The organism is Paenibacillus sp. N22P23, from assembly GCF_059383735.1.
This window is the reverse complement of record NZ_JBXENT010000009.1, coordinates 1-25,043: the sequence shown is the minus strand read 5'-3', so window position 1 is coordinate 25,043 and position 25,043 is coordinate 1. Positions and strand designations below refer to the sequence as shown.

Here is a 25,043-nt window from a genome sequence, read left to right as displayed (position 1 = left end):
CCGCTAATTTAGTCACCGACTTGAATAGTCGTAAACATTCCGCCAGCCGGCAGCGTGAAATTATTCGAGGTATGATGCGGAATATGGCAATGAAAAGGCCATCTACCCGGGTTCCATGCATCAAACTGAATATCACGCGTCTCGCCCGGCGCTACGAATACGGTGCTTTTGCGGAGTCGGTTCCAAGGCGGGACTTCATTACCGTCATAAGCGGTTTCCAGCATCTGCACACCATGTAGATGCATCGGATGCCCTTGCATACCCAAATTAGCCAATCGGATCCGAACGCGATCCCTCAGCCGCACATGAAGCGGCGACGTATTCGGAAAGCATCGTCCATTCATCGTAAAGAAATTAAATCCATCCGAAAGTGGATCGATGGCATAAATACCCGGCTGGATCTCACCTTTCGGAAGGCCGTTCAAATGAAACTCCTGAAGCATATAGGCAAAGTCTCTGGTGACTTGCTTCTCCTGTGGATTACGAATGATGAACAACCCGCCAAGTCCCATCATTTCTTGCCGTATGGATTCATAATGACTGTGATACATATGTGTGCCGGGCGGATTAATAATCCGGAACCGGTAATCTAAGCCGTACCCCGGCTGTATGAGCGGTGAAGGCTCAAACGGCGGCACGCCATCCATTGCATTAGGCACGTCTAGCCCATGCCAATGAACACTCGTCGGCTCCGGCAAATGGTTGATGACTCGAATTTGCACGAAATCCCCAGGCTCAACTACGATGGTTGGCCCCGGAATGGATCCGTTATATCCATAGCCTTGCATAAATACTCCTGGCAGAAGTTCCTGCCGGACCACACCGGCGAACAACTCAAAGCATTTGACCCCACCAATTACACAATAGGGCAGCAGCGGCAAATCCGGCGATTCTACCATTCACATCTCCCCCTGTTCATAAACAACGAAGTTTATGCAGGGAACTGCTAGAATATGACTTCTTCTTACTAGGTCTATTATCCTTCTTTCAGAATATCGGTTTTTCGACAATAAAATTGTAGTTTCGCAGACACAAAGAAAATAGGGCTCCACTTGCTTCAATAAGCAATAGGAACCCTACTAATTATTTTACTTAGCGCCAACTGTTAAATCGCCAGATCCTGTATGAATATGCAATGGAATGGATCCGCTGCCGAAGAGCAGAACGTCGCGATCATCCTTGTCCGTCGATTGCTCCCCGCCATTCCATTCATTGTCGAGACTGCCAGAGCCGTGACTAAACGTAATGCGAGCCGATTCCGGCTGTTCGTCCGTCATAATCGATACATCACCGCTGCCGGTTTCCAGCTCAGCAGGCTGTTCGAGTTCTTTCAGAATGAGATCGATATCCCCGCTGTTCGTTTCGATCTGGAGCTCTGCTGCAGCATCCGTTAATTCCACATCGCCGCTGCCGACATCAACCGTAAACTTCTTTGCCTTCACGCCTTCTGTAGAGACATTGCCTGAACCTGCGTCTACCGCAATAAGATCTGTAGCCGTAACATCGGTAAAGCTCATGTTGCCGCTCCCGATCTTAGCTTCAATGGATTGCGCATTCAGCCCCTTGAGCGTCATATCCCCTGAACCGGAATCAAGATTAATATGCTCCGCTTGCAGCTGCGCAATATCAATATCTCCACTGCCTGCATCAAGCATTAGCTTACGATACTGTTGCACCGGCAGCTCTAGCCGCAAATCCAGATTGCGAATGTTGAGGCCAATCGTGAAACCGACACCATCCTGCACAGAGACCCGAAGGACATTGCCTTCTTTCTGAAGCTCCAGCTTCAGTTTATCCCGGTATTTCTTGCTGGCGCGGCCTGTCAGCTCTGCCTTCACTTCATTATTGGAGCTTGGAACGACGGTCAGATCCAAGCTGCCGGTATTGATTTCCACCTCTTCAATACCATCTCCGGCTACCGATTGCTCCTGGGCCACCTTCTCCGTTCCTAAGGAGAGCGCTCCTTCTTTACGGAACGTGCCGAAGGCGCCGATCAAACCGACAACGAGCAGTATCAACGCGACAACGATCCAATTTCTCATCCTTTTTTCACCCTTATCACTCTGGAATTAAATTTCAAATAACTTAAGGTCATTTTCGCAAAAGCCCGTGTCAACCACTGTGCACCAGCACCTATCAGCATACCGAGCGCAATTAACACCATAGAGAGGAAGGTTCCTTGCAGAAGCGTAATTCCGCCGCCATATGCGCCTTCATACATGACCATAACCGAGGAAAGTCCGACTCCAATGGCCGTCGCCCATATTGCAACAAGCACACCAAGCAGTCCAACATAGGGACCCAGCACGAATACGAGATTAAAGAAACCTAAGCTGACTGCAGCGAGCACGGCACGTGATACGAGCGTGATGCTTCCGCTCTTATTCGACGCTTGATCAACGCGATAATTGAGCATCAGCTCCTTCGCAATCAACCGCGGATCGCCAAGCTCATCGGCTGCTTCCGCTTCAGATCGTCCATGTTCGGCTGCCATGCGAAAATGCTCTTCATAATCGTACATCCATTCTCTGCGAAGCGGCTCCGGCACAGGCGACAGAAGCTCCCACAGTTGTCCTAAATACTGCTCTCTGATCATCGTTCGACACCTTCCTTAATCAATTCATCCACTGCGACGGAGAATGTCCGCCATTCGCCGATTAGCCCCATGAGATGTGTATGCCCCTTTGGCGTGAGCTTGTAATATTTTCGCGGCGGTCCTTCTGTTGATTCTTTGAGATAGGTTGAAAAATAACCCTCCAGCGTCAAGCGGCTGAGCAGCGGATAAACACTGCCGACAGCGACCTCGAATTTCGCGGACATGGTCACCGCAAGCTCGTAACCGTAACGGTCCTCCCAAGCGGTTAACGCAAGAACGCACAAATCGAGCACGCCTTTCTTAAACTGTACATTCATAGTCAACGCCCCTATACCATATCGTTAAGTATTCATCATTGTAGAATAGCGGAGCAAAAAAAATGTCCCTGCTGCTATAGTATATAACTCACTATTCATTTATGCAATATAGTGTTTGAAAAATAGTTAGTCGTCCATGGAGGGTCCCTGCGTTTTAGTACACTGCCGCAATATGGTATGCTTGTTCGCATAAAACCATACTTGGGAGGATTCCTCAAATGAATCAAAACCGCTATGAAGTGAAATCACATCATGATGGAACGACTTATATGCTATATACCTTGACGGATTCCGCTACGAATTCTTCGGTTACGATCTGTCCTGAGCGAGGTGCTATTGCAACCAGTTGTATATTGGGCGGCGAAGAGCTGTTTTATCTCGATAAAGCGACCTTCCTTGATCCGGAGGCGAATATACGCGGCGGCAATCCGATTCTGTTCCCCATTTGCGGACAGCTGCCCGGTGGGCAATATGAATGGAACGGCACTGTTTACTCGATGCGAAATCACGGCGTTGCGCGAAACCGCGCCTGGGAAGTTGTTGCTGGTTCTGATGAAGGTGAAGCCGCTGTCACCGTATTGTTGCGCAGCAGCGAGAGTACTTTGATCGAGTATCCTTGGCAGTTCGAGCTGTTGTTCACCTATGCGCTCGTTGAGGGCGAGCTGCAGATCCGCCAAACGTACACCAACCTGTCGGACACCTCGATGCCGTTCTATGCAGGGTTCCATCCATACTTCCGCTCCGAGTCGAAGGATTTGGTGTATGGCACGGATGCCACTTCCTATCTGGATTATAACGATAACGTTGTAAAATCAATCGACGGCGCTATTATGCTCGATGGCTTGAAGGAATCCGTTGCCTTACTGGATGCTTCCGCGCGTAACATTACGTTCCCAGGCCCGGGTGGCCGCGGCACGGTGTCGTTGTCTTACAGTGACGCCTTCAAGTACGTGGTGCTGTGGCAGGTGAACGGATCACCATTTGTCTGCGTCGAACCTTGGATGGCGCTAAACGGCGAGCTGGTTAGCAAAGATGAACTTCCGATGCTGGAGGCCGGTGGGAAAATGGAACTGCTGGTGAAGATCGGGTATAACGGGTAAGGAATGCAATGCGCAAAGCAGGGAGTGCTTTGACAGCAAAGTGCGGAATATGGAGGGGCAAACGATGCAACAGATACAGCTTCGTCGACTAGGTAATTCAGACTTGATGCTCTCACCGCTGGGCCTTGGCTGTTGGCAGTTTAGTAAGGGCAGCGGCATGATCGGCAAGTTCTGGCCTGTGCTCAGCGATGAAGTGATTCGAGATATCGTGAGGACCAGTCTCGCCGGCGGTATCAATTGGTTCGATACGGCTGAAATCTATGGCGGCGGAAAGTCCGAGGAAGTATTGGCGGAAGCGCTGCTTGCCCTTGGCGATGAAGCCAAGGATGCCTACGTCGCGACTAAATGGTGGCCGATGATGCGCACAGCCGGCAGCATTTCACGGACCATTGATGAGCGGCTGCGCCGATTGAAAAACTGGCCAATTGCCCTGCATCAAGTGCATCAGCCATTCTCATTCTCTTCGGCAGCAGCAGAAATGAAGGAAATGGCCGGGCTCGTGAAGCAGAGCAAAATCCGCCATGTTGGCGTCAGCAATTTCTCTGCCAAGCGGATGCGCGAGGCAGACCGAGCCCTTCGCGAGCACGGGCTGCGACTTGCGTCCAATCAGGTGAAATACAGCCTGCTGGACCGCCGCGTCGAGCGAAATGGCATCATGGAAACCGCCAAGGAGCTTGGCGTTGCCATCATCGCCTATTCGCCGCTAGAGCAAGGGATTCTGAGCGGCAAGTTTCACGATGACGCAGCGCTAGTCGCAGGTATTGGCGGGATGCGCAAGCTCTCCGGCGGCTTCAAGCCAGCGGCGCTTGCGCGCACAAGGCCATTAATTGCCCGGCTGCAGGAACTGGCCGGCAAGTACGAGGCTTCCCCGAGCCAGGTGGCCTTGAACTGGCTCATCCACGCTAATGGCGAGACCGTGTTCGCCATTCCCGGCGCCTCCAAGCCGCATCACGCGATGGAAAACGTGCGTGCCATGACGTTCGCAATCAGCCGCGACGAACTGCTGGAGCTAGCCGAGCTCGCTGACCGCTGCGGTGCTCGTTAATGGTTTATTGAATGAAAATGCCGAAGGGCCAGACCTCTTAGAGATGTCTGGCCCTTCTTCTTATATTCGGAGCAGCTGTAGCAACTCTTGCGTTCATTTCACTACTTCCCCACCGCATGTGTCGCCCTGAGAGCTACTATCCCCAGAACTATATCCCGCGGCAGGCAATAATCTGCCGCTCGAACTTGCCCTTGCGGACGATGCAGCGGTCCGTGATCGCGAAGCCAGCTTCAGCGATGTCAGCGTCGATCTGCTCCGTCGTGACGATGACGACGCGTTCTGCCATGCGGCTCGCACTGCGAAGCATAGCCAGACGCTCCGCCGAAGGCAGCTTCGAGCATAGATTGTACGGCAAATCGATAATCGCCGCATCGAAGGCTCGCTGATCACTCGACTCCGCGGCTCCCTCCTGCGAGACAAATTCACTCGGTTCCAGCGTCGTCATATCCCTAAGCTTGACCACATCCGGCATGCCGAAATGAGCCAGATTGATACGGGCTCCCTTCAGTGCCAGCGGATTATTATCGAAGCCAACGATGGAAATGCCCATCGACAGTGCCTCGATAATAACCGTGCCGATTCCGCAGCAAGGGTCAATGACCCGCTCACCTGTCGTAGGCGCGGCAATATTCACAACTGCCCGAGCTACGCGCGTACTAAGCGCGGTGGAATACGGCTGCGGCTTATCGATATACTTCAGCCACAGCGCCTCGCTTTTCTCATATTCCCCGAAGAGGTAGCGTCCGTCAGCGTAGGCTACGCCATAAAGCCGTTCGGGCCGCCGCATCTCCGCTTTGCCAACGATCTGCCAGCCAATTTCCTTCTCAATCTCCCGCTGGCGGTCGAAATCAATCGACACTTGTTCATCGCCGCCCCCGACAAACATAACTTTGAACGTGCGTCCCTCAAGCCGGACAGCATCCGCAACCTGTGCGGCAATACCCGCTGGATCGTCTGACTCAAGCAGAATGGACAGCTTCCCGCGGACGAAAGGACTCCTGCCCATTTCAATATTTTTATCGCTTATCACACAACCATTATTTGGATTACATCCGAATAACGAGCGCATTTCCATACCGCATAATTCCGATTCTTCCTCATGAGCTGTGACTGGATAATAAAACCTACCCACATAGTGCTCCTCGTACATTCTCGAACCACTTACCACTTTTTGCACATTTTCACCCTCGTCATCTAGCTGCTTCAAGCCCTAATGCCCCAAACTGCGGTAGGTGCGAAATACGATCGATTGATTGTAGTTACCGAAACCTTCGCCGTAGATGGTCAAACCGCCGACATGCTCGGCACCTTCCGGAACCGCCAGTCGGAGCAGCCAGTCATTTCGTGTCATTACGATATCCGGCAGCGACACATCCGACAATCGCTGACCATCGATGAACGTTCCTTGGTCCGTAATCCTTATCACTTTGAGCCAGCCATATTGATTGACACTCCACCATGATGGAGTCAATCTGCCGCGCCCCTCGCCGGAATCGCCGGGACTGGTCCAAACGCCAAGCAAGGTATCGTTTAAATAAAAATGAATATCCGAAGGCCAATCCGCACGGACACCCGGTGCTTCCGAGCCGATTTCAACCGAAATCTCAATCTCCTCCAGCGTCTGTCCCTGCAGCACATAATTAGGGATGCGATATTCCACATACCCTTTGCCGAACCACAGAATTTGTGCGTGCATCCGTGCCGGCTCCATGAAATAACGCGGATCATCGAACTGCCCGATGATATGCTGAGAAGTGGCAAGACCACAAGTGGGATGGACCTCGAAGGCAGTATAATGGCCGACCGGAATCGATACTTCATGAAACTCTCGCTTAGGCTCCATGGTCTGCGGAATGGTAATCTCCACTTGGCCGGCAGCAAGTGAGCAGATTTTGTGCGTACCGCCGCCTCGCCGAACAAGCTTCGTCTCAATTAGTCCGCCTTTCTCCAGCTTCTTCGCATGCATCGTTAAGATTGCACTGCTTAAGCCGAGCGCAGCTGCAAGCTCCTTAATATTCATAGGCTGCACCGCAAGAAGCTCAAGGATGCGCAGCCGCACATCACTGGCAAGTGCTTCGTAGAGAGGGAGCCATCTGCGGTCCAGGTTTGCTTTTATCATCAGGCACGATTCCTTCCGTCTCGCTTAGTTAACAGATATATTAATTCAATTTCTGCAAAAAGAAAAGCTTGCACGCTCAGCCCGAATTGCGGTTTAATTAGCAGTATATAGATCTGAATTATATTAATCAATTAATTATATTATTAATCCAAAGAAGAAGAGGTGCTTCCCCGCATGTCATTGAAAGCGAAGATGATTGTCGAGAAGGATTTTACGATTGGCGAGGTTGATAAGCGGATTTATGGTTCTTTTATCGAGCATCTGGGGCGCGCGGTATATGGGGGAATATATGAGCCCGGCCATTCGACTGCGGATGAGCAAGGCTTTCGCGGCGATGTGCTGGAGTTGGTCAAAGGGATAGACGTGCCGATCGTCCGTTATCCGGGCGGCAACTTCGTTTCCGGCTATAACTGGGAGGACGGCGTCGGTCCGGTGGAGCTTCGCCCGAAACGGCTGGAGCTGGCTTGGCGGACGATTGAACCGAATTTGTTCGGCCTGAATGAATTCGTCGATTGGTGCCGCAAGGCGAACACAGCGCCTATGATGGCCATCAATCTCGGTACGCGCGGGCCGAATGAAGCCCGTCAACTGGTCGAGTACGCCAACCATCCGTCCGGCACACAATTAAGCGATCTTCGTATTTCGCATGGCTACAAACAGCCGCACCAAATCAAGACCTGGTGCCTGGGCAACGAAATGGACGGACCGTGGCAGATCGGCGCGAAGACCGCGACTGAATACGGCCGAATCGCAGCCGAGAGCGCGAAGGTAATGAAGTGGGTCGATCCTTCGATCGAGCTGGTTGCCTGCGGCAGCTCGAATCTCACGATGGCGACGTTCCCGGAGTGGGAGCGCACCGTTCTCGACCTTTGCTATAACGAGGTCGACTATATTTCCTTGCACCAATACTACGGCAACCGGGACAAGGATACTTCCAACTTCCTGGCGCAATCGATGGGCATGGACTCTTTTATCAACACGGTTATCTCCACCTGCGACTATGTCCAAGCGACGAAACGCAGCAAGAAGCGGATGAACCTCTCCTTTGATGAGTGGAACGTATGGTACCATTCCAATGAGGCCGATTCCCGGATCGAGCCATGGTCCGTCGCGCCGCCTCAGCTGGAGGACGTCTATAATCACGAGGACGCCTTGCTGGTCGGCAGCATGCTGATCAGTATGCTGAAGCGAGCCGACCGGGTCAAAATGGCCTGCCTCGCACAGCTCGTCAACGTCATCGCCCCGATCATGACAGCAAGCGGCGGCGGCGCTTGGAAGCAAACGATTTACTATCCTTACATGCACGCAAGCATATTCGGACGCGGCACGGTGCTCGTTCCGCTGATCCAATCGCCGAAGTACGACGCTAAAGATTACACCGACGTTCCGTACCTTGACGCCGTAGCTGTACACAATGCCGAAGACGGCGAAGTTACGGTATTCGCGGTGAACCGCCACTTAAGCGATGCGCTGCCGCTCGAAATCGATCTGCGCAGCTTCGGCACCTTCCGCATCCAGGAACATATCGTCATGGAGTGCGATGACTTGAAGGCAGCCAACACACTGGATGCGCCGAACCGCGTGACACCTCATTCGCAAGGCAGCGCCATTGTCGAAGGCAGCACGGTCCAAGCCGCGCTTGATAAAGCTTCTTGGAATGTAATCCGGATTAAGCTGTAGGCTATATCGATAAAAGACCCGTAAGAGCACTGCGCACACCGTGCGCAGCCGTCTCCTACGGGTCTTTTCGCGTTACAAACGCCCCTCTGCAAAAGCAAGCACATATGTCCAATCTACTTCGTTCAAATCATGCCGTCCTGCCCGGATATGGTACCCGCAGCGCTCGGCATGAAGCGGCGAATCCAGCGCCGGAAACGGCGCAGATGCCAAGCCGCCCAAGCCATGCAGCCGGTAAGCGGGCTCAGCCAGTTGAAGGGACAAATACTCCGAAGCCGGATCAGCCCACTCATCCTCCGCGGCGCTTGATACATACAACAGCCGCGGTGCAATCATAGCGAGCAGCATGTGCTGGTCAACCGGAAGCTCTTCTTCACGCTCGTTATAGCGCTTGTAATTATCCGCGAACCAGTGCGGGAACGAGGCATTGATCTGATGAACCCGCTCCCCGACCTTCCCTCTCGAAATAGCCGCGCCGGTACAGCCCGACTCATTGCTGACGACCATGGCGAAGCGCTCGTCGAGCGCGCCGGCCCAGAGCGCGGTTTTGCCCCCGCGGGAATGGCCGATGACGGCAACCCGGGCCGAATCGACGTCCGGATCTGTTTCCAAATAGTCCATCGCGCGGCTAAGCCCCCACGCCCATGCGGAGATCGTGCCCCATGCATCCCCGGCGCGAAGCCGATCCTTCGGATCAAACAACCCGTGCACCCCGTTGCGGAAACCGTCATGCTCGTCGGGATCGATGTCCTCGGCGGCAATCATCACTGTGCCATACCCGCTGTCGATAATTTGCTCCACCGGCCAGAAAGGCGTGGAAGGCGATTCCCCTTCCCCCACCGCTGACAGCCTGCCGTGATCGAGTAGCAGAAACACGGGCCACCTCTTCTTATCAGCCCCACCAGTATGGGCAGGAACATACAAGGTTAAGCGAATGCGACCTTGGCCGCCGCTTTCTCCTTCGCCATCTCCTATAAAATGAATATCGACGTTCTTTCGGACGGCCTTGCCATCTAAGCACGGCTCTTGCGAAGCAATGGCGAAGATCATCCATTGCGGCCGACTCAGCGGCTGCCTGCCGTAGACATGCTCAGCGAATAGCTCAAGCAGCTCGGGCCTGCGCCGCTCCCTCCATTCCCCTGCCGAATCGATTTCATTGCCATCAAGACTGACCAGAAGCTGCGGTATCGAACGTTCCACGGATTGTCCCTCCTTTGATAGCTGCATATGCCGTAATACATTCGACCCGGTGCATATTTTTCCTCTGCTTGTAAAAAAATACTTCGAGAGGTGTAGCAATGGAAGCCTATTTCGAAACGCTGCAAAAGCAAACAAAAACCCAGCATGACTTAAAAATCGATCAGCTCCGAGTGGGATCGATCTCACTGTGGATGGCCGGCTACGAATCCCTTGTGAACTGGGAGGAAACCATTGCGTTTATCTCGAACTGCGGCATCGGCGCCGAGTCCGGCTTCGAGGAAATCTGCGCCCGCTTATTAGGGCAAGCTTGGACACCGGCCGTTATGGATCTTTTGCTGCAGGGGAAGGTCGTCTTGATCGACGCGACGGCAAATCGGGCATTCAGTTTTCAAGGCAAGCTCAAGCAGCTCGACCGTGCCATTGATAAAGCGGAAAACGAGTTCCTCCCCTTCGCATCAGCGATCGCCTTCATGGAGCCCTTAACCACCAACATGGGCATTCTGCGCAAAACGATCGATTCAACTGAACTCCAGATCGAGATTCTTCACTTCCAAGGTGTGGCTCAGAAGCAAGCCGCCTTGGTGTATCTATCGGAGGACGTGGATCGGGATTTGCTCGAAACCGTCAAGAACGCCTTGAAGAAGGCTTCGAAGCAAGACGTCCGGAACGGACAGGACCTCATCCGCATCTTCGGCCAAAGTCGCTATCATTTGTTATCTCCTTATCATAAAACGGAGCTGCCCGGACAAGCCGTCGCGTCCATGATGCAGGGCAGAGTCCTGCTGCTGATCGACGGCGAGCCGACCGCGTACGTGCTTCCCTTGATATTCAGTGATTTCATTGCCTTGGAATGGGACAGACAATTCCCTATTCCCGTCATGCTGCTCCTGCGTGGCTTGCGCTTGCTCAGCATTCTGATCGCACTGCTGCTACCAGGGCTGTATGTGGCTCTTGTATCCGTTAATCCCGAGACGCTGCGGATCGAGCTCGCCCTTTCCATCGCCGAGAGCCGGATCGGCATCCCGTTGCCGACGTTTCTCGAGATGCTGCTGCTTCTAATAATCAGCGAAATCATCATCGAAGCGACGCAGCGTCTGCCCAAAACCATCGCATCGACGAACTGTTTGATCGGCGGCATTATCCTCGGCCAGGCCATCGTTGACGCCAAGCTCGTCAGCAACCTCGTCATCATCGTGCTTGCAGCCTCGGTGACGGCTCATTTTGCTTTTCCAAATTACTTGAATACGTTAATCGTGCGGATGCTGCGGTCAGGCGTTGTCATCCTTTCGGGCGTATTCGGGATCTTCGGCTTATTCGTCGGCTTTATCGCCATCTGCTACTACGTTTGCAGCCTGCAGCGGTTCGGCGTTCCGTTCATGGATTTTCTCTCCGCGAAAGAAGCGAGAACAATGACTCTAAGAAAGAAGTGTCGCAATTGATGCATCGATGGGTCGCTACTATGACTGCTCCTATATTCTTTATAGCCGCCCACTGCAGTATCCTGTTCGCCGCCTTTACGCGTTCGATGCTGGAAACGACTGAATACGGCCATTGGGAGCCCGTATGCTTGAGCATGGGGATCGAACTGTTTCTGCTTCTGCTGCTTCTGCTGGGGCTCCGCAAAGCCGGGAACAAAGATTACGCCGACCTGTTTCTGCCCCTTGGCAAATGGATTAGCGCCGTATTGATCGTGCCGTTGGCCGGGTTCATCTTGCTTATTCCGATTTTGGCGCTGCGTTATTTTGCCGAACTGATGATTATCGTTTTTATCGCGCGCTCGCCGCTTCACATCATCTTGGCTGTGCTCTGCCTGCTTATGTTCTTCGGGGCATCCATCGGACCGCAGGGCATTATGAGAGCCAGCACCCTGCTCACGTTAATCAACTTTCCTGTGCTGTTATTCGCCGTATTCGCATGCTTTCAGAATGCCAAATTCGTGCGCGTTTACCCGCTTATCAATCCAAGTATGGACTTTTTGGCCAACAGCACCTTTTTAATAACGCTGTTCTCGATCTGTCCGTTCCTGCTTCTAGGCATGCTGCCTCCCGTATGCAAGGTGAAGATAAGGCCGATCTTAATCAGCTTTGTCTTAATTTCGTTGCTGCACGTTGTCGTCCTGTATATTCCGATCGTCATATATGGCCTCAATGCGGCGAAGATTATGAATTTCCCGCTCATGACCAGCTTCGACTCCGTTAATATTACATGGACGGTGTTCAACCGGATTTCGCTGTTTTACGCCGTTGCGTTGCTTGCATTCGTCATGACGCTCAGCTCGTTCTCTCTGTGGTCTTCGGCGCTCCTGATTCGCAAGATTATTCCGGCTTGGCGCGAGACCTACATCCGGATTTCTCTTAGCCTCATTGTCTTCTTGATCAGCTTCATCATTCCAAGCTGGAACGATTACATCCGGGTCTTTGCCGCGGATACGTGGTTCCGCCTGTTGATTTACGCGGTCATTCCGACCGCCGTCTTCTTACGGGGAAGATATATTGCCGCTCAGAAGGGAAAGCGGGTTTTGACTGAATGATGCGCCGGGCACGTACAGCTGTTTTGTTGCTCCTTTGCATGCTCTCCTTAACCGCCTGCTGGGACATCAAGGATGTAAACCATCGCATGCTTCCTATCGTTATGGGCATCTCTTACGGGGAGGCAAAGAAATATCGGGTGTTTATTCAAGTTCCGCTACCGTATGGCCGAAAGCTCATATCCAAGGTGCATTACGAAGAGGCCGACACAATCAGCAAAGCGCTGACCCAAATCGATACTAACATCGAAGCCGGCATCGACTTCATGCATCTGCAGCTGGTTTTGTTCGACCGCAAAGTCGCCATAGACGGCATCCGGGACGAAATGGCTTATATGATACGAAGCCAGCATATGCCGACGAAAGCGCTTGTGGCCATCACCTCGCAAAATATAGAGCAATTTCTCAATCATACCGGCAATTCCATCCAGACTGACGGAAGCGCTTTAATGAATTTTTTCAATAAGAACGCCGGCTGGAGCCCCGAAATCAATCTTGCCTATCTCTGGCAAACCTTCGGCGCCATCCACTCGGATACGCAGGATGTCACGATTCCGATTCTGCAGTCGGGCAAATCGACCATGATGGAATTCGTTGGTTCGGCCATCATGTCGAAGGAAAAAATGGTGGGCGAAATTTCGCAGGAGCAATCGCTGCTGGTGAACTTATACGACGAGCTGTTCCAAGGCTCCGTAGTCGAAACCGCCCATCAAGCCAGCGTGTCCATCGTCAATTGCAATAACCGTATTCGCACGTCTTGGAGGGACGGGAAGCCCGTGCTGAACATGCGCTTGAAGCTGTCGCTGCATCTGCTTGAGAACAACGGCAACATGTCCGAGCCGCAAATCGAAAGCGCGTTATCGGAGGCAATGGAGATTCGGTACAAGCAATTATTCAAGAAGCTGCAATCCAGCAAAGCGGATTCGCTGGGGACGGGCGAATATTTCCGGAATAAGCTGGCCTTCTCCAAGCTCAAGCTATGGCGCGAAACGTATTACCCCCAGCTCATACCGGAAATCAATGTGATATGTATCATAACGAATACGGGCGACATCCAGGAAAATTAGCGCCTGACGATCACCACCAGAAATGAAATTCGGCCTGTGAGTCTGCAAGTTCCTATTGGAACTGCAGGTCACAGGCCGAATTATTTTCTTATTAAAGGGAAGCAGCCGAGCTGCAGCTCAGGCAAGCCTACAGCTGATAGCCGACGGCTTTCTTCCAGCCCCTGTATACTTCACCGCGCCACGCTTCATCAAGCTCCGGTTCGAAGGTGCGATCCAGCGCCCATAGTCCGCGCAGCTCATCCATGCCGCTCCAGAATCCAACACCGAGTCCGGCAAGATACGCGGCGCCAAGCGCAGTCGTTTCCAGCAGTACCGGCCTAATGACAGATACGCCGAGTAGATCGGCTTGGAACTGCATGAGCAAGCCGTTCGCGACCGCTCCGCCGTCGACCCGCAGCTCCTGCAGCGGCAGTCCGGATTCCTCGGTCATCGTGTTCAGCACATCCGCCGTCTGATACGCGATCGACTCGAGCGCCGCGCGCACCAGATGAGCCGAAGTCGCGCCGCGGGTAAGACCTGTGATCATACCGCGCGCATCCGCGTTCCAATACGGCGTGCCAAGTCCGGTAAACGCCGGCACGAAGTAGACGCCAAGCGTATCCGCTACCGACGCAGCCAGCGCCTCGCTGTCTGATGCATGCGCAATCAGACCAAGTCCGTCGCGCAGCCACTGCATGACGGAGCCCGCTGTGAACACACTGCCTTCAAGCGCGTACGTAGTCCGGCCGTCAATCTGCCACGCTATCGTCGTGAGCAATCCTTTAGCCGAAGCTACCGGTGCATCGCCTGTGTTCTTGAGCAGGAAGCAGCCCGTCCCGTACGTATTCTTCGCCATGCCGGTATCGAAGCAGCCCTGTCCGAACAGCGCCGCCTGCTGATCGCCCGCCACGCCGGCAATCGGAATCCCCGCCCCCGCCGCTTGCGAATCGGAAGCCCCTTCGGCTGCATCGCCAAGCAAATGCGTATACCCGAATATGCCGCTGGATGGCTTGACCTCTGGCAGCATGGCAGCGGGAATATCGAGCTTCGCCAAAATATCAGCATCCCATTCCAGCGTATGAATGTTATACAGCATCGTCCGCGACGCGTTGGAGACATCCGTTGCATGCACTGCACCTTCAGTCAGCTTCCAGATCAACCAGCTGTCTATCGTTCCGGCCAGGGCACGCCCCTGCTCCGCTTGCTCGCGAAGCCCAGGCACTGCATCCAGCAGCCACTTCAGCTTCGTTCCGGAGAAGTACGGATCGAGCAGCAAGCCGGTTCGCGCGCGCACCTCGTCCTCCCAGCCATCGGCTTTCAGCGCTTCGCATAGCGCGCTCGTCCGGCGGCACTGCCATACGATCGCGGGATGCAGCGGCTCACCGGTTTGCGCATCCCAGACCACCAGCGTTTCACGCTGGTTCGTAATCCCGATCGCGCGAATCCGCTCCGCGCCAACGCCAGCCGCCGCATCGCGCATCACTTGCAGCTGCTTCTGCCAAATCTCGTTCGCATCCTGCTCCACCCAACCAGCCTGCGGGAATACAGAGGCGAACTCCTGTTGCGCCGATCCGGCAGCAAGGCCTTGCTCGTCAAACAGGATCGCCCGGCAGGAGGTCGTTCCCTCGTCCAAAGCTAATATATAATGCTCCATTGTCTTCGCTCCCCGTTACAAGCCTTCACCTACAACCTATTCCTGCACCGATTCGGGAAATTCCGTCACAGCCTTAAGCTCCGCTTGCACGCGGGCCAATTCTGCCTTGCAATGCGCATCATTCCAGCCAAAGCGCTGCCCCATTAATCGTAGGACAGGCTGTACCAGTGTTTCTGCCTTTTTTCGGTCAAATAAAATCATACCCGTACGTCGCAGTAAGAAATCGACCGCGCTGCATGTCATCTCTTCCTCAATCGCGTAATCAAGTTCCGCTCGTAAGGTGCGATCCCCAACAGAAGCAGCAGAAGCCCCTCCGTGCGCGGAAGCAGCCTGGGCCGCAGCCGCAGCTACAGCCGAGGAGCCGACCGATACCGTAATGCGACCAGCCACCGCTTTGGCAGCCGGCCCTTTTGCAGAAGCACCCGCTCCTGCGCCAGCCGATCCAGATCCCGGCAGTCCTGCACTCACTGCCCCACCGGCACATCCCGCAGCAACGCTCGAGCCCCCGCTGTCCGCTTCCCTAAGCGCGGCATAACGCGCCAATAAATGCGCGGCATTGCTGCCATACCTCGCCATCCAGATCTTCAAATCCTCCTGCGGCACACCAAGTTTCAATCCTTGGTTAAGCAGTTCCCTCTGCAGCTCATCGAACGAATCATACTTACCTGAATCGCCGCCGGAGAGCATTTCGTCCCCGGTTGTGCAGCGGCCGAACTTACGACCGGTACCGCGCCTGATCTCGCCCGCGACGAGATCCACGACCTTCTCCGCCATTTTGCGGAAGCCTGTCAGTTTGCCGCCTGCGATCGTAATGAGCCCTTTCTCCGAAATGAACATTTCATCCTTCCGGGAAATTTCCGAGGGGCTCTTTCCATCTTCGTGAATGAGCGGCCGAACTCCTGCCCAGCATGACTCCACATCCGACGCCTTCAGTTTCGCCTCTGGAAAAGCGGAATTCGCCGCATGCAGCAAATAATCGCGGTCCCCGCGCGTGGTGACAACGGAACCGGGATCGCCGTGATAGAACGTATCCGTCGTCCCGATATACGTTTTGCCATCTCGCGGAATGATGAAGATCATCCGACCATCCGGCACATCGATATAAACCGCCTGCTGGACCGGCAGTCGCTCACCATCCACAACCAAATGAACACCTTTTGTGAGAAGCAGCCTTTTGCCCGTCACTTCGCCGTCCAGCTTGCGTACATGGTCAACCCAAGGCCCTGCCGCATTAACGATCTTCCGCGCATAGACATCATAACGCTTGCCGCTGCGTACATCCGCAATTCGAGCGCCGCACACAACGCCGTCCCGATACAGCATCTCTTCCACTTTGGCGTAATTCACAATCTCGGCTCCATGCCGATGTGCCGTCTTCATCACCTCAAGCGTCAGCCGCGCATCGTCGGTCCGGTACTCATAATAGTAGCCCGAACCGCGCAATCCCTCACGCTTCAGCAGTGGCTCCAGCGCTTCCGTCTGCTCACGCCGATACATTTTCCGCCGCTCCGCACGTTTGACGCCTGCAAGTCTGTCATAGATATACAATCCAATGGCAGATGCCAAATATCCGTAGGTGCCGCCTTTATAGACCGGCATCAGCATCGGCGTCGGTGTCACGACATGAGGCGCATGCTTATGCAGCAGCGCCCGTTCACGTCCGACCTCGGCAACCAACTTGACCTCACCTTGCTTCAAATAGCGAAGCCCGCCATGCACCAGCTTGGTAGAGCGGCTGCTCGTACCTTGCGCAAAATCGCCCATTTCCACAAGACCTGTCCGAAGACCGCGCCGCGACGCATCCCACGCAATGCCGGCCCCCGTAATGCCGCCCCCAATGATAAGCACATCGAGCAGCTCTGATGACATTCGCTCTAGACGCGCAGCCCGGTGCTCCACCGAGAAAGACTCGCTCATGCCGTTCATTCCTCCTTTAACACAAGAAGCTTTTCCCCAAACTACTATCCTTTAATTTACAGTATATGCTTAGTCGGAATTTCATTCCAATTGCCCTGTTCAAAGTCGCCTCCTCATGCTACACTCTTAGCAAATAAACGCTGCATGCAACTGGCGAAATCAGTGGAATGAACCACGAGGGAGCATGCAGATCGAAGCACACCGTTCGCCTGGGGAGAAGTATTCGCGCGGCTGGCTATGTCTGAGGACGAGCCTGCCTGCGAATGCTTTTTTTTCATTCCACAGTGAAGGAGAGAATCTCTATGGCCATTGTCCTAAAAGCGAAAGAAGCGGCAGAGCACGTGTATTCGGACATATCGTCCCGCGTAGAGGAATGGAAGAAGCATGGAAAGCAGCCGTCTCTGGCGACACTATTAGTCGAAGGTGATCCTGCCTCAGCCTACTACGCTCGCTCCAAGCAGAAGATTGCTGAGAAGCTAGGTATCTCGTTTCATCTTCATCCTTTCGCAAACGATGTCTCGGAAGAAGAATTACAGCGCGTCATCGCAGCGCTTAATGCAGATGAGGACATTCACGGCATCATGCTCGAACTTCCTCTGCCTGCTCATGTATCGGCATCCGCAATTGAGGCTTGCATCGCGCCTGCCAAAGATATCGACGGTGTCACTCCGGCGAATAAACTTGCCGTTTACACCGGCAGTGATAGCGGGCTTCATCCCGCAACACCGCAAGCCTGTATCGGGTTACTCAAGCATTACGGGTACAAACTAAAAGGACGTAACGTGGTTTTAGTAGGCAGAGGCCAGACGGTTGGACTACCACTGTTTCATCTCCTTCAACGAGAGAATGCTACCGTGACGGTTTGCCATTCCAGGACGCCTGATCTCGCGTCACAGCTGAAGCATGCGGAAATCGCCATCGTTGCGGTTGGCAAGCCGAATGTGATCACGAAAGATATGGTGCATCCGGACTTAACGATCATCGACGCGGGCATAAACGAGCTTGCCGATGGTACGATCACCGGCGATGGCGCTTCGGATTTGGTCGATGCGGCAGCGGCTGTCTCGCCGGTCCCCGGTGGGGTCGGCACCTTAACGACCGCGATCCTGTTCCGCAATCTGATGAAAGCTATCGATATCCAAATGTCGCTGAAAGGAGATGCGTGAAGATGACTACTGTATCGTGGGATGATTCCATTCGCCGTTTCTTAGAGAAGGCAGCCAGTTCCGACCCGACACCGGGTGGCGGAAGCGCCGCCGCGCTTGCCGCAGCGCTCGGCACAGCCATGACGGCAATGGCGGCCCATCTCTCGCAAGGGGAGAAGTACGCCGATGTTCAGCTTCAAGTCCATGCAACTCTGAATGAGATGAGCCGACTATCCGCCGCGTGTGAAGCCTTGCTCGCCTCAGACATTTCAGCCTTTGACGGTTATATGCGTGCACTAAAGCTGCCCAAGCAGAGCGAGCCTGAGAAATCGCATCGACAAGAAGCCATTCATAACGCAATCATCGCCGCCATTGAAGTCCCGCTCCGTCTGATGGAGGTTTGCAGAGCAGCGCTGCAGTCTACGCTAAGCATCGCTGCCTGCACGAATGCGCATGTTATCTCTGATCTTGGTATCGGCGCTTTGCTACTTGAAGCTGCTGCGCAATCTGCACGCTTAACGGTAGAGATCAATGTAGCCGCTCTGAAGGATGAAGGGATGAAAGCTCATTATTCAGCGAAACGAACCGCCCTTATCGCTGAAATCGAACAACTCAAAAACCGGACATTAGCTGTCGTTCGCGACAGAATCTAATGTCCGGTTCCCTCTTCCCTTTAAAGCCTCAAGCTGCTCCCTGCATCCTTACGCTGAAGCGTACACCTTCAGCCGTGTTGACGATGCTATATTCAGCACCATGAGCATCGAGTACTTTACTAACAATATAGAGACCAAGTCCGCTGCCGCCGGTTGAGCGGCTGCGTGACTGCTCCGCCCGGTAGAACGGCTCGAACAAACGAGGTAGCTTCGATTCTTCCACCTGTACGCCGGTGTTCAATACCTCCAGCCTATACCACGAACACGAACGAAGCGATTGATCCTGCTGCTCGCTCCCCTCATCGGCAGAATACTCCTCGGATAATCGAACAACGACCCGCTCGGCTTCCCCTGAATATTGAACGGCATTGGTGATGATATTCGCTACAGCCTTCGACATGAGCCGCTCATCGGCCGTAATCATCGCTTCCTCCGGCAGCTCGACCTCCAGCTTCATCTGTTTGACGTCTGCCAAGTAGCTCATATTGTTCATTGATTCCCGTACCAGTTCAGTCAAATCCACCTTGCGCATGAGCGGGCGAAAATCCCGGCTTTCCAGCTTCGACAGCTCCAAGATCTCATGCACCAGCTTATCCATATCCTGCATGATCGTATAGGATTGGCGCAAATATCTGTCCCGATCGCGGTAGGAGCCTACGTTGGCAATCATCGCTTCCAATTGACCGCTGACCGCCGTAATCGGCGTCTTGAGCTCATGGGAAATCGTCGCCACAAATTCCCGCCGCTTCGCTTCCTGCTCGCGCTCCTGTTCGATATCGCTCTTGAGCTGTGCGTTCGCATCCTGCAGTTCACCCATCGTCAACTGCAAATTAACCGCCAATTTGCTGAGACTAAACGACAGCTCACCAAGCTCGTCCTTCGTGTTCAGCGCTGGCTTTGTTACGGAGAAATCCAATTTAGCAAGCCGCCTTGCCACTTGATTAAGCGATAGAAGCGGGCGCGCGATTAAACGCGAATAAATGAGTGCACCACCGACTGCTATCAATAGAATCGGGATCAGCATATACGGCAGAAACAGCAAGATGACATCTGTCGCTTCCCCGATCGGCTGCAGCGGGGCATCCACGGACAGCGTGTAAGGATCGTTGCTTTCTGCGAATTTAATCGTCTTATCGACGCTTATCATCTGCATAGGGCCGCTGCCATTACCGTCTCCCGGCCCTTTCGTAACTTCACGGCCATCGATTGCCCGCCCTGCTTCAAGCTGCTTACGCATGCCTAGGTAGCTCGCATTCCGGGACAGCCAGCCGTTCATTCCCCGATAGCTCGGCGGAATATAATACCCCTGCCCGTCTTTATCTCGGATCATGAGCGCTGCATTATGCTCTTGACCAAACTTCGCCATCAGCGGAATGGCATCAGCCGCACTCACGCCGTCGATCTCTTTCACCAGTTCGCTGAAGCTGCTCTCCAGACGGGATTGCTTAATAGTCTTGTAATAACCCGGCAGCATGAAATATAGCGTCAAATAGATGAGCAGGGCAGATACGACAAGCAGCGCCGCCGTTACCATGAAGATCTTAAACCTTATCCCCTTGCGCCGGATCATCCTTCCACCATCGCCAGCTCCGACTCCAGCGAGTAGCCGACTCCTTTTACCGTACGAATGACGGAAATGCCGAGCTTCTTGCGGATGTTCTTAATATGGGCATCGACGATACGGGAATCGCCGTAATAATCATAGCCCCACACTTTGTCCAGCAGCATGTCACGTGTCATAATCCGTCCTGCATTATGTACGAGCGTATGCAAAATATCAAATTCCTTTGTCGTCGTATCAATAAGCTTGCCATCGACGTAAATTTTGTACGCATCGGCATCTAACCGCAGTCTGCCGTCGAACAGCTGCTCTCCGGACTGCCCGCTGCGCGTGCGCCGAAGGACCGCCTCCACTCGCTTCATCAGCACGTGGAAAGAGAACGGCTTCGTCACGTAATCATCCGCTTCCTCTTCGAATGCGCGCAGTTGATCCTTCTCCTCGCTTAGTGCTGTCAGTACAATGACCGGCGTATCGGAACGCTCGCGAATGCTGCGGCAAATCTCGTAACCGTGCATGGAGGGCAGCATTAAATCCAAAATAACAAGGTCATACGAGGATTGCTGAAACTTCTCCCAGCCTTCCAAACCGTCCCCAGCCACATCCACCTCATATTGCTGCGCCCTTAGAAACTCGGCAATAAGCTCTTGTATATAATAATCGTCTTCGATAACCAATATTGCGGCAGGCATCGTCCAATCCCCCATCCTACTCAGCATGTTATCTCCAGCATAACCGACGAAGATGAAAACAGTATGAATCGTTTCTGAAAAAATACTGAAAACGGTCTTCTCGTTGGCAGCTTCGCTTCAGTTCCGTCAATTTCGGTGATCACTCCCGTTGTACTGCGTACAAAAGTCGTTCTCATCCGAAATTGCCGTCGTTTCCGCTTCGGGCAACGGGCAAACAAAAAAAACCACCAGCTAACAAGCTGATGGTTCTTTCAATCGCATCGTGATGGGTGATGTCTCATTAATGCTCCGAGTGCTGGCGTGCCAGCTTCTCCTGCGCCATTCGCACGAGCTCTTTGACCATCGCTCCGCCGATTTGGCCGCCGATTTGCCCTGCTGACTCCGTCGACAGTTCGCCGTTGTAACCATGTTCCAGCGGAATGCCGAGCGACTTCGCCACTTCATATTTCACATCATCAGGGTTGCTCGGATTTACGACATAGCCCTCACGACGCATCACTTCCGCCTTAAATGCACTCATCTGAGCTTCCGCGCCTGGTACCAGATGTTTCCTCCGACTTCTTCTTGCCATTATTTCTGCCGCCTCCTTAAGGTGTGAGTCGTATACTTACCGTCCCCTAAGGATAGTTCAACTATTCAAACCAGCCCTTAAACTTGAACCAAGCAAACATGCCGAGGCCAAGCAGCACCATAAACGCGAGCACCATATAGTAGCCCGCATGCCATCCGAGCTCCGGCATATTGGAGAAATTCATCCCATAAATGCCGGCAATGAAAGTTAACGGCATGAAGATCACTGTAATGACCGTCAATGTTTTCATAATGGCATTCATGCGATTCGAGTTGAGTGACATATAGTGATCGCGTAGATCTGACGTCATATCGCGATTCGAATCGACCATCTCCGCAAGTTTCAGCAGATGATCGTAGATATCGGTGAAGAACACATGGTAATGCTTCAGCGCTTCGATCCTCTGCGTATTGAGGATACGATATAGCAAATCACGCATAGGGACGATCGTTTTGCGAAGTCGGAGCAGTTTGTTTCGAATTTCAAACACATGGCTCAGATCCGTACGGAATCCCTGATCGGAGCCGCCTGTTTCAAACTCAAGTAGCTGATCCTCGATCGCCTGCAGTGCCGGAAAATATTGATCTACCAGCTCATCCATCACCGAATACGCGGCATGCAGACTGCCATGCGCTTCCGTATGCGGTTTGCGGATAATTTTCTCCCAAGCGCGGTCGACCTCGTGGAGCGGCAGCTGATGGTAGGTCACCAAGAAATTCGGACCAACAAACAGATCCACTTCTGACGCCTCAAGTGTCTGCTCATGAATCGCGTGAAGCACGAAGAAATGCACATCGTCGTAATGGTCCATTTTGGGACGCTGCAAGTAAAGCAGACAATCTTCAATGGCGAGCGGGTGGAAATGAAAATAATCATCCAGCAGCTTCGCTTCTTCTCCGGTCGGCTCACAGAAATCTACCCAGTACCACTTCATATGAGTAATGCTGCTTAAGTCTTCCAGCTTGTTCAGCTGCTTAATGTGATGATCGTTCGTAACGACAAGAATTCGAATCATGGATCAAGAAGCTCCGTCCCTATTTTTTTTCTAATTGTAGCATTAACGGTACCTAAACTTGAAGCTCACAACGCCGCTGTTATCCATCGTGTAAGAATAAGACGCGAGAAATTCGCCATAACTCTTCAGCAGAGCTTCCCAGCCGCTCGGCCCTTGTTCATCCTTATAGGTGCGTTTAATGGTTATGGACGTCAAACGCGCCTCGACAGCGCTGCTAACTCTCGCTTCGAACTCCGCTGGATTGTTCACGGTGAGGCCATTTATCACATAATAGTTGAACGTATTCGCCGCTGCTTCCGGAAGCGTGTCCTTCCAATCGTGATCTTCGCGAAGCTCTTTATCTGTCACATTGAAGTAGCCGTAGTTCAATCTCCCTGCCACATCCGGAACAGGATCATCCCATGTTACGTCGAGATTGTAATACGCCCCGTCAATTTTCACTTTGTTCCACGCATGGCTGCCACCGTCTGCCGTGCCGATCACGATATGAGATTCGACGCCTGCCATATTAAGCAGCAGATCAGCGGTACCGGCGTACCCCTGACATACGGCGACGCCATTCATTAGTACCCCATACACAGAGTAAGATTCCGCTGGAACAGTGTTATTCTTGTAGTTCTCATAATCATAAGCGGTATGCTGCAAAATATAGTCATGAATAGCCAGCTCGCGTTCATACTCGGTCATATCCGGTCGGATGATCTCGGCGAGCACTTCTCTCGCACGGGCATCGATTTCCATCATCTGTTCGTTCTTAATAACTACGGGAAGCGATTGTTTGGCCGCCCCCAGCAAATCTTCCTCGTCATGAACGAAATAGGTCCCGAACCGATCGAAAATCCGGTATACCAGCACAATCGCCTGCTCCCGGGTCGTCGTCACACGCGGCTGAAAACGCAGCTGATTGCCGCTCACATTGCCTTTCATGATGCCGTTACCGGCCAGCATGCTAATCGCATCGCGCGACCACTGGGCGAGCTGCTTGTCGTCCGCGAATTTTGGCTGTCGTGTCCCTTTTCCCTCCAGCAGTTTCTTTTGGAAGCCGGCTTTGGCCAGCGTGTTATAGAGCATAAGCGCGAGCTGCTCGCGCGTCACATTCGCCTTAGGTGAGAAGGTGTTCGGGCTTGTCCCTTTAATAATGCCCAGCTCGTAGGCTTGGCCGATTCGGAAATTAGTCGTGTCCCGAAACGGATTCTGCTTCGGATCAGCTGGTTTCGTACCGGTCAACACTTCATAGAGCTGAACGGCCATCTCGCAAAACTCCTGCCGCGTCAATGCCAGTCGATAACTATTCGTCAGCCCATAGGGGATGAGTCCGCTCGAGATCGCTTCTCCAATCTCTTGCTTGGCCCACTCGCTTGGTGATCCGGTTACTGCTGCTGCATTCGCCCGTTTCGGCGCCGTTCCCAGCTGACTCGCTGTTAGGCCGACGGCGACGATGAGTGCGATTTTGATCCACTGCGTTCTCATGCTTCTCGTGATCCCCCTGCTACTCGCAAATCTATCATTCTCGTTATTGCTAGCTTAGCACAAAATATGTCTATCATTTACAGTTATTTGAATTATGGACGGTTTTACTATATTCATAACCTTCGAAGGCGTGTTGCGAAACTTGAGGGTATGGATGGAGGGAAAAGTGGCGGACATCGGGGCTTACTGAGATAGCCTGCGGAGGCGGAGGATGAGTCGAGGCCGGGTGCGCTTTGGTTCGAGGTGCGACTTCGATGCGCTATGGTTCGAGGTGCGACTTCGGTGCGTTTAGGTTCGAGGTGCGACTTCGAATCGCTGAGAGTCGGTTGTATAGACAGAGTTACGAAATGCTGCACATTGTGCAGCATTTCGCCCTGTCCCATGGACGAAACTCCATATATGTTGCGGGAAATGCAACAATTCACTGAATATGAGCACCTTTGGGGGGGCGGACTGGAGGAAATCTTGAACATTGAGCAACATTTCGCCTCCACACAGGGCAACACTCCATTAATGTTGCAAGAACTGCAACACTATAATGAAGTTGAACGCTCCAGTGACCTGTTTGAGGCCGCTGAGAGTCGGATTTCACGACTCTCAGGCTCTCGCGCAGCCAATTCCCCGTCAGGTGGGATGCTGAGAGTCGGGTTTTCCTACTCTCAGCTGCTTTTTCGCGCGGTTTTGCCGCTGAGAGTCGGATTTCCCGACTCTCAGGCTCGCGCGCAGCCAATTCCCCGTCAG

General features: G+C 53.2%; 23 protein-coding genes and 1 riboswitch. Of the genes, 9 read left to right on the top strand and 14 right to left on the bottom strand.

The features are described 5' to 3' along the window. Positions 1-8: 8 nt before the first annotated feature. From AC506A_RS25425 to AC506A_RS25410, 4 genes are all read right to left on the bottom strand, one after another. Positions 9-899: a multicopper oxidase family protein gene (locus tag AC506A_RS25425; RefSeq protein ID WP_495463798.1), complete on the bottom strand. Its 891-nt coding sequence runs from the start codon at positions 897-899 to the stop codon at positions 9-11. Positions 900-1,088: 189 nt separating this feature from the next. Continuing rightward, a complete protein-coding gene (locus AC506A_RS25420; protein WP_495463797.1) occupies positions 1,089-2,042 on the bottom strand; it encodes a DUF4097 family beta strand repeat-containing protein in 954 nt (317 codons plus the stop codon). Then, positions 2,039-2,596 (bottom strand): HAAS signaling domain-containing protein, encoded by a 558-nt coding sequence (locus AC506A_RS25415; RefSeq protein WP_495463796.1) that lies wholly within the window; start codon positions 2,594-2,596, stop codon positions 2,039-2,041. The genes AC506A_RS25420 and AC506A_RS25415 overlap by 4 nt, the downstream gene beginning before the upstream one ends. Continuing rightward, on the bottom strand, positions 2,593-2,913 hold the full coding sequence (locus tag AC506A_RS25410) for a PadR family transcriptional regulator (protein ID WP_495463795.1): 321 nt from the start codon (positions 2,911-2,913) through the stop codon (positions 2,593-2,595). The genes AC506A_RS25415 and AC506A_RS25410 overlap by 4 nt, the downstream gene beginning before the upstream one ends. A 218-nt stretch (positions 2,914-3,131) precedes the next feature. On the opposite strand from AC506A_RS25410, the gene AC506A_RS25405 reads away from it, so the two are divergent. Further along, a complete protein-coding gene (locus AC506A_RS25405) occupies positions 3,132-4,013 on the top strand; it encodes an aldose epimerase family protein (RefSeq protein ID WP_495463794.1) in 882 nt (293 codons plus the stop codon). A 64-nt stretch (positions 4,014-4,077) separates the two neighbouring features. Further along, on the top strand, positions 4,078-5,058 hold the full coding sequence (locus tag AC506A_RS25400) for an aldo/keto reductase (RefSeq protein ID WP_495463793.1): 981 nt from the start codon (positions 4,078-4,080) through the stop codon (positions 5,056-5,058). Between the two features lie 148 nt (positions 5,059-5,206). On the opposite strand, the gene AC506A_RS25395 is transcribed toward AC506A_RS25400, so the two are convergent. Together AC506A_RS25395 and AC506A_RS25390 are read right to left on the bottom strand one after the other, a co-directional pair. Beyond that, positions 5,207-6,190 (bottom strand): TRM11 family SAM-dependent methyltransferase, encoded by a 984-nt coding sequence (locus tag AC506A_RS25395; RefSeq protein WP_495463792.1) that lies wholly within the window; start codon positions 6,188-6,190, stop codon positions 5,207-5,209. A gap of 78 nt (positions 6,191-6,268) precedes the next feature. Next, positions 6,269-7,177, bottom strand: a complete 909-nt coding sequence (locus AC506A_RS25390) for an ArsR/SmtB family transcription factor (RefSeq protein ID WP_495463791.1) — start codon at positions 7,175-7,177, stop codon at positions 6,269-6,271. 174 nt (positions 7,178-7,351) lie between these two features. On the opposite strand from AC506A_RS25390, the gene arfA reads away from it, so the two are divergent. Then, positions 7,352-8,857 (top strand): arabinosylfuranosidase ArfA, encoded by a 1,506-nt coding sequence (gene arfA, locus AC506A_RS25385; RefSeq protein WP_495463790.1) that lies wholly within the window; start codon positions 7,352-7,354, stop codon positions 8,855-8,857. A gap of 72 nt (positions 8,858-8,929) precedes the next feature. Here the strand turns inward: arfA and AC506A_RS25380 are convergent, their stop codons facing one another. Next, positions 8,930-10,054 carry an alpha/beta hydrolase family protein gene (locus AC506A_RS25380; RefSeq protein ID WP_495463789.1) on the bottom strand — a complete coding sequence of 375 codons (1,125 nt, stop codon included), beginning with the start codon at positions 10,052-10,054 and terminating at the stop codon, positions 8,930-8,932. A 98-nt stretch (positions 10,055-10,152) separates the two neighbouring features. Here AC506A_RS25380 and AC506A_RS25375 point away from each other — a divergent pair, with 98 nt between their 5' ends. From AC506A_RS25375 to AC506A_RS25365, 3 genes are read left to right on the top strand one after another with little or no spacing between them, the layout of a single operon-like run. After that, positions 10,153-11,493: a spore germination protein gene (locus AC506A_RS25375; protein WP_495463788.1), complete on the top strand. Its 1,341-nt coding sequence runs from the start codon at positions 10,153-10,155 to the stop codon at positions 11,491-11,493. Further along, a complete protein-coding gene (locus AC506A_RS25370; protein ID WP_495463958.1) occupies positions 11,493-12,584 on the top strand; it encodes a GerAB/ArcD/ProY family transporter in 1,092 nt (363 codons plus the stop codon). Before AC506A_RS25375 ends, AC506A_RS25370 begins: the two co-directional genes overlap by 1 nt. Next, complete coding sequence (locus AC506A_RS25365) at positions 12,581-13,648, top strand: Ger(x)C family spore germination protein (protein ID WP_495463787.1); 1,068 nt, start codon at positions 12,581-12,583, stop codon at positions 13,646-13,648. The genes AC506A_RS25370 and AC506A_RS25365 overlap by 4 nt, the downstream gene beginning before the upstream one ends. Positions 13,649-13,775: 127 nt before the next feature. Here the strand turns inward: AC506A_RS25365 and glpK are convergent, their stop codons facing one another. Continuing rightward, positions 13,776-15,281 carry a glycerol kinase GlpK gene (glpK, locus tag AC506A_RS25360; RefSeq protein WP_495463786.1) on the bottom strand — a complete coding sequence of 502 codons (1,506 nt, stop codon included), beginning with the start codon at positions 15,279-15,281 and terminating at the stop codon, positions 13,776-13,778. A 36-nt stretch (positions 15,282-15,317) separates the two neighbouring features. Then, complete coding sequence (locus AC506A_RS25355) at positions 15,318-17,198, bottom strand: glycerol-3-phosphate dehydrogenase/oxidase (protein WP_495463785.1); 1,881 nt, start codon at positions 17,196-17,198, stop codon at positions 15,318-15,320. Positions 17,199-17,334: 136 nt separating this feature from the next. Next, positions 17,335-17,420: riboswitch (ZMP/ZTP riboswitch) on the top strand. A gap of 80 nt (positions 17,421-17,500) precedes the next feature. Here AC506A_RS25355 and AC506A_RS25350 point away from each other — a divergent pair. After that, on the top strand, positions 17,501-18,364 hold the full coding sequence (locus AC506A_RS25350) for a bifunctional 5,10-methylenetetrahydrofolate dehydrogenase/5,10-methenyltetrahydrofolate cyclohydrolase (protein ID WP_495463784.1): 864 nt from the start codon (positions 17,501-17,503) through the stop codon (positions 18,362-18,364). A 2-nt stretch (positions 18,365-18,366) separates the two neighbouring features. Next, positions 18,367-18,996, top strand: coding sequence for a cyclodeaminase/cyclohydrolase family protein (locus AC506A_RS25345; protein ID WP_495463783.1), 630 nt, complete (start codon positions 18,367-18,369; stop codon positions 18,994-18,996). A gap of 28 nt (positions 18,997-19,024) precedes the next feature. On the opposite strand, the gene AC506A_RS25340 is transcribed toward AC506A_RS25345, so the two are convergent. The 5 genes from AC506A_RS25340 to AC506A_RS25320 all read right to left on the bottom strand — a co-directional run bounded on the left by AC506A_RS25340 (position 19,025) and on the right by AC506A_RS25320 (position 24,302). After that, on the bottom strand, positions 19,025-20,566 hold the full coding sequence (locus tag AC506A_RS25340) for a sensor histidine kinase (RefSeq protein WP_495463782.1): 1,542 nt from the start codon (positions 20,564-20,566) through the stop codon (positions 19,025-19,027). Next, entirely contained in the window at positions 20,563-21,246 is a 684-nt protein-coding gene (locus AC506A_RS25335; protein ID WP_495463957.1) for a response regulator transcription factor, read from the bottom strand. The genes AC506A_RS25340 and AC506A_RS25335 overlap by 4 nt, the downstream gene beginning before the upstream one ends. Positions 21,247-21,526: 280 nt before the next feature. Continuing rightward, positions 21,527-21,817, bottom strand: a complete 291-nt coding sequence (locus tag AC506A_RS25330; RefSeq protein ID WP_495463781.1) for a small, acid-soluble spore protein, alpha/beta type — start codon at positions 21,815-21,817, stop codon at positions 21,527-21,529. 61 nt (positions 21,818-21,878) lie between these two features. Continuing rightward, positions 21,879-22,832 carry a magnesium/cobalt transporter CorA gene (gene corA / locus AC506A_RS25325; protein ID WP_495463780.1) on the bottom strand — a complete coding sequence of 318 codons (954 nt, stop codon included), beginning with the start codon at positions 22,830-22,832 and terminating at the stop codon, positions 21,879-21,881. Between the two features lie 42 nt (positions 22,833-22,874). Then, a complete protein-coding gene (locus tag AC506A_RS25320) occupies positions 22,875-24,302 on the bottom strand; it encodes an S-layer homology domain-containing protein (RefSeq protein WP_495463779.1) in 1,428 nt (475 codons plus the stop codon). A 465-nt stretch (positions 24,303-24,767) separates the two neighbouring features. Here AC506A_RS25320 and AC506A_RS25315 point away from each other — a divergent pair. After that, positions 24,768-25,043: hypothetical protein (locus AC506A_RS25315; RefSeq protein ID WP_495463778.1), on the top strand; the 276-nt coding region annotated here is incomplete at its 3' end.

Bases quoted from the DNA above. Each gene is read 5' to 3' on its own strand.
- glpK (WP_495463786.1), bottom strand. From the start codon at position 15,281: ATGGAGCATTATATATTAGCTTTGGACGAGGGAACGACCTCCTGCCGG.
- corA (WP_495463780.1), bottom strand. From the start codon at position 22,832: ATGATTCGAATTCTTGTCGTTACGAACGATCATCACATTAAGCAGCTG.
- AC506A_RS25365 (WP_495463787.1), top strand. From the start codon at position 12,581: ATGATGCGCCGGGCACGTACAGCTGTTTTGTTGCTCCTTTGCATGCTC.
- AC506A_RS25355 (WP_495463785.1), bottom strand. From the start codon at position 17,198: ATGAGCGAGTCTTTCTCGGTGGAGCACCGGGCTGCGCGTCTAGAGCGA.
- arfA (WP_495463790.1), top strand. From the start codon at position 7,352: ATGTCATTGAAAGCGAAGATGATTGTCGAGAAGGATTTTACGATTGGC.
- AC506A_RS25320 (WP_495463779.1), bottom strand. From the start codon at position 24,302: ATGAGAACGCAGTGGATCAAAATCGCACTCATCGTCGCCGTCGGCCTA.
- AC506A_RS25340 (WP_495463782.1), bottom strand. From the start codon at position 20,566: ATGATCCGGCGCAAGGGGATAAGGTTTAAGATCTTCATGGTAACGGCG.
- AC506A_RS25370 (WP_495463958.1), top strand. From the start codon at position 11,493: ATGCATCGATGGGTCGCTACTATGACTGCTCCTATATTCTTTATAGCC.
- AC506A_RS25330 (WP_495463781.1), bottom strand. From the start codon at position 21,817: ATGGCAAGAAGAAGTCGGAGGAAACATCTGGTACCAGGCGCGGAAGCT.
- AC506A_RS25390 (WP_495463791.1), bottom strand. From the start codon at position 7,177: ATGATAAAAGCAAACCTGGACCGCAGATGGCTCCCTCTCTACGAAGCA.
- AC506A_RS25425 (WP_495463798.1), bottom strand. From the start codon at position 899: ATGGTAGAATCGCCGGATTTGCCGCTGCTGCCCTATTGTGTAATTGGT.
- AC506A_RS25375 (WP_495463788.1), top strand. From the start codon at position 10,153: ATGGAAGCCTATTTCGAAACGCTGCAAAAGCAAACAAAAACCCAGCAT.
- AC506A_RS25410 (WP_495463795.1), bottom strand. From the start codon at position 2,913: ATGAATGTACAGTTTAAGAAAGGCGTGCTCGATTTGTGCGTTCTTGCG.
- AC506A_RS25415 (WP_495463796.1), bottom strand. From the start codon at position 2,596: ATGATCAGAGAGCAGTATTTAGGACAACTGTGGGAGCTTCTGTCGCCT.
- AC506A_RS25335 (WP_495463957.1), bottom strand. From the start codon at position 21,246: ATGCCTGCCGCAATATTGGTTATCGAAGACGATTATTATATACAAGAG.
- AC506A_RS25405 (WP_495463794.1), top strand. From the start codon at position 3,132: ATGAATCAAAACCGCTATGAAGTGAAATCACATCATGATGGAACGACT.
- AC506A_RS25345 (WP_495463783.1), top strand. From the start codon at position 18,367: ATGACTACTGTATCGTGGGATGATTCCATTCGCCGTTTCTTAGAGAAG.
- AC506A_RS25400 (WP_495463793.1), top strand. From the start codon at position 4,078: ATGCAACAGATACAGCTTCGTCGACTAGGTAATTCAGACTTGATGCTC.
- AC506A_RS25350 (WP_495463784.1), top strand. From the start codon at position 17,501: ATGGCCATTGTCCTAAAAGCGAAAGAAGCGGCAGAGCACGTGTATTCG.
- AC506A_RS25420 (WP_495463797.1), bottom strand. From the start codon at position 2,042: ATGAGAAATTGGATCGTTGTCGCGTTGATACTGCTCGTTGTCGGTTTG.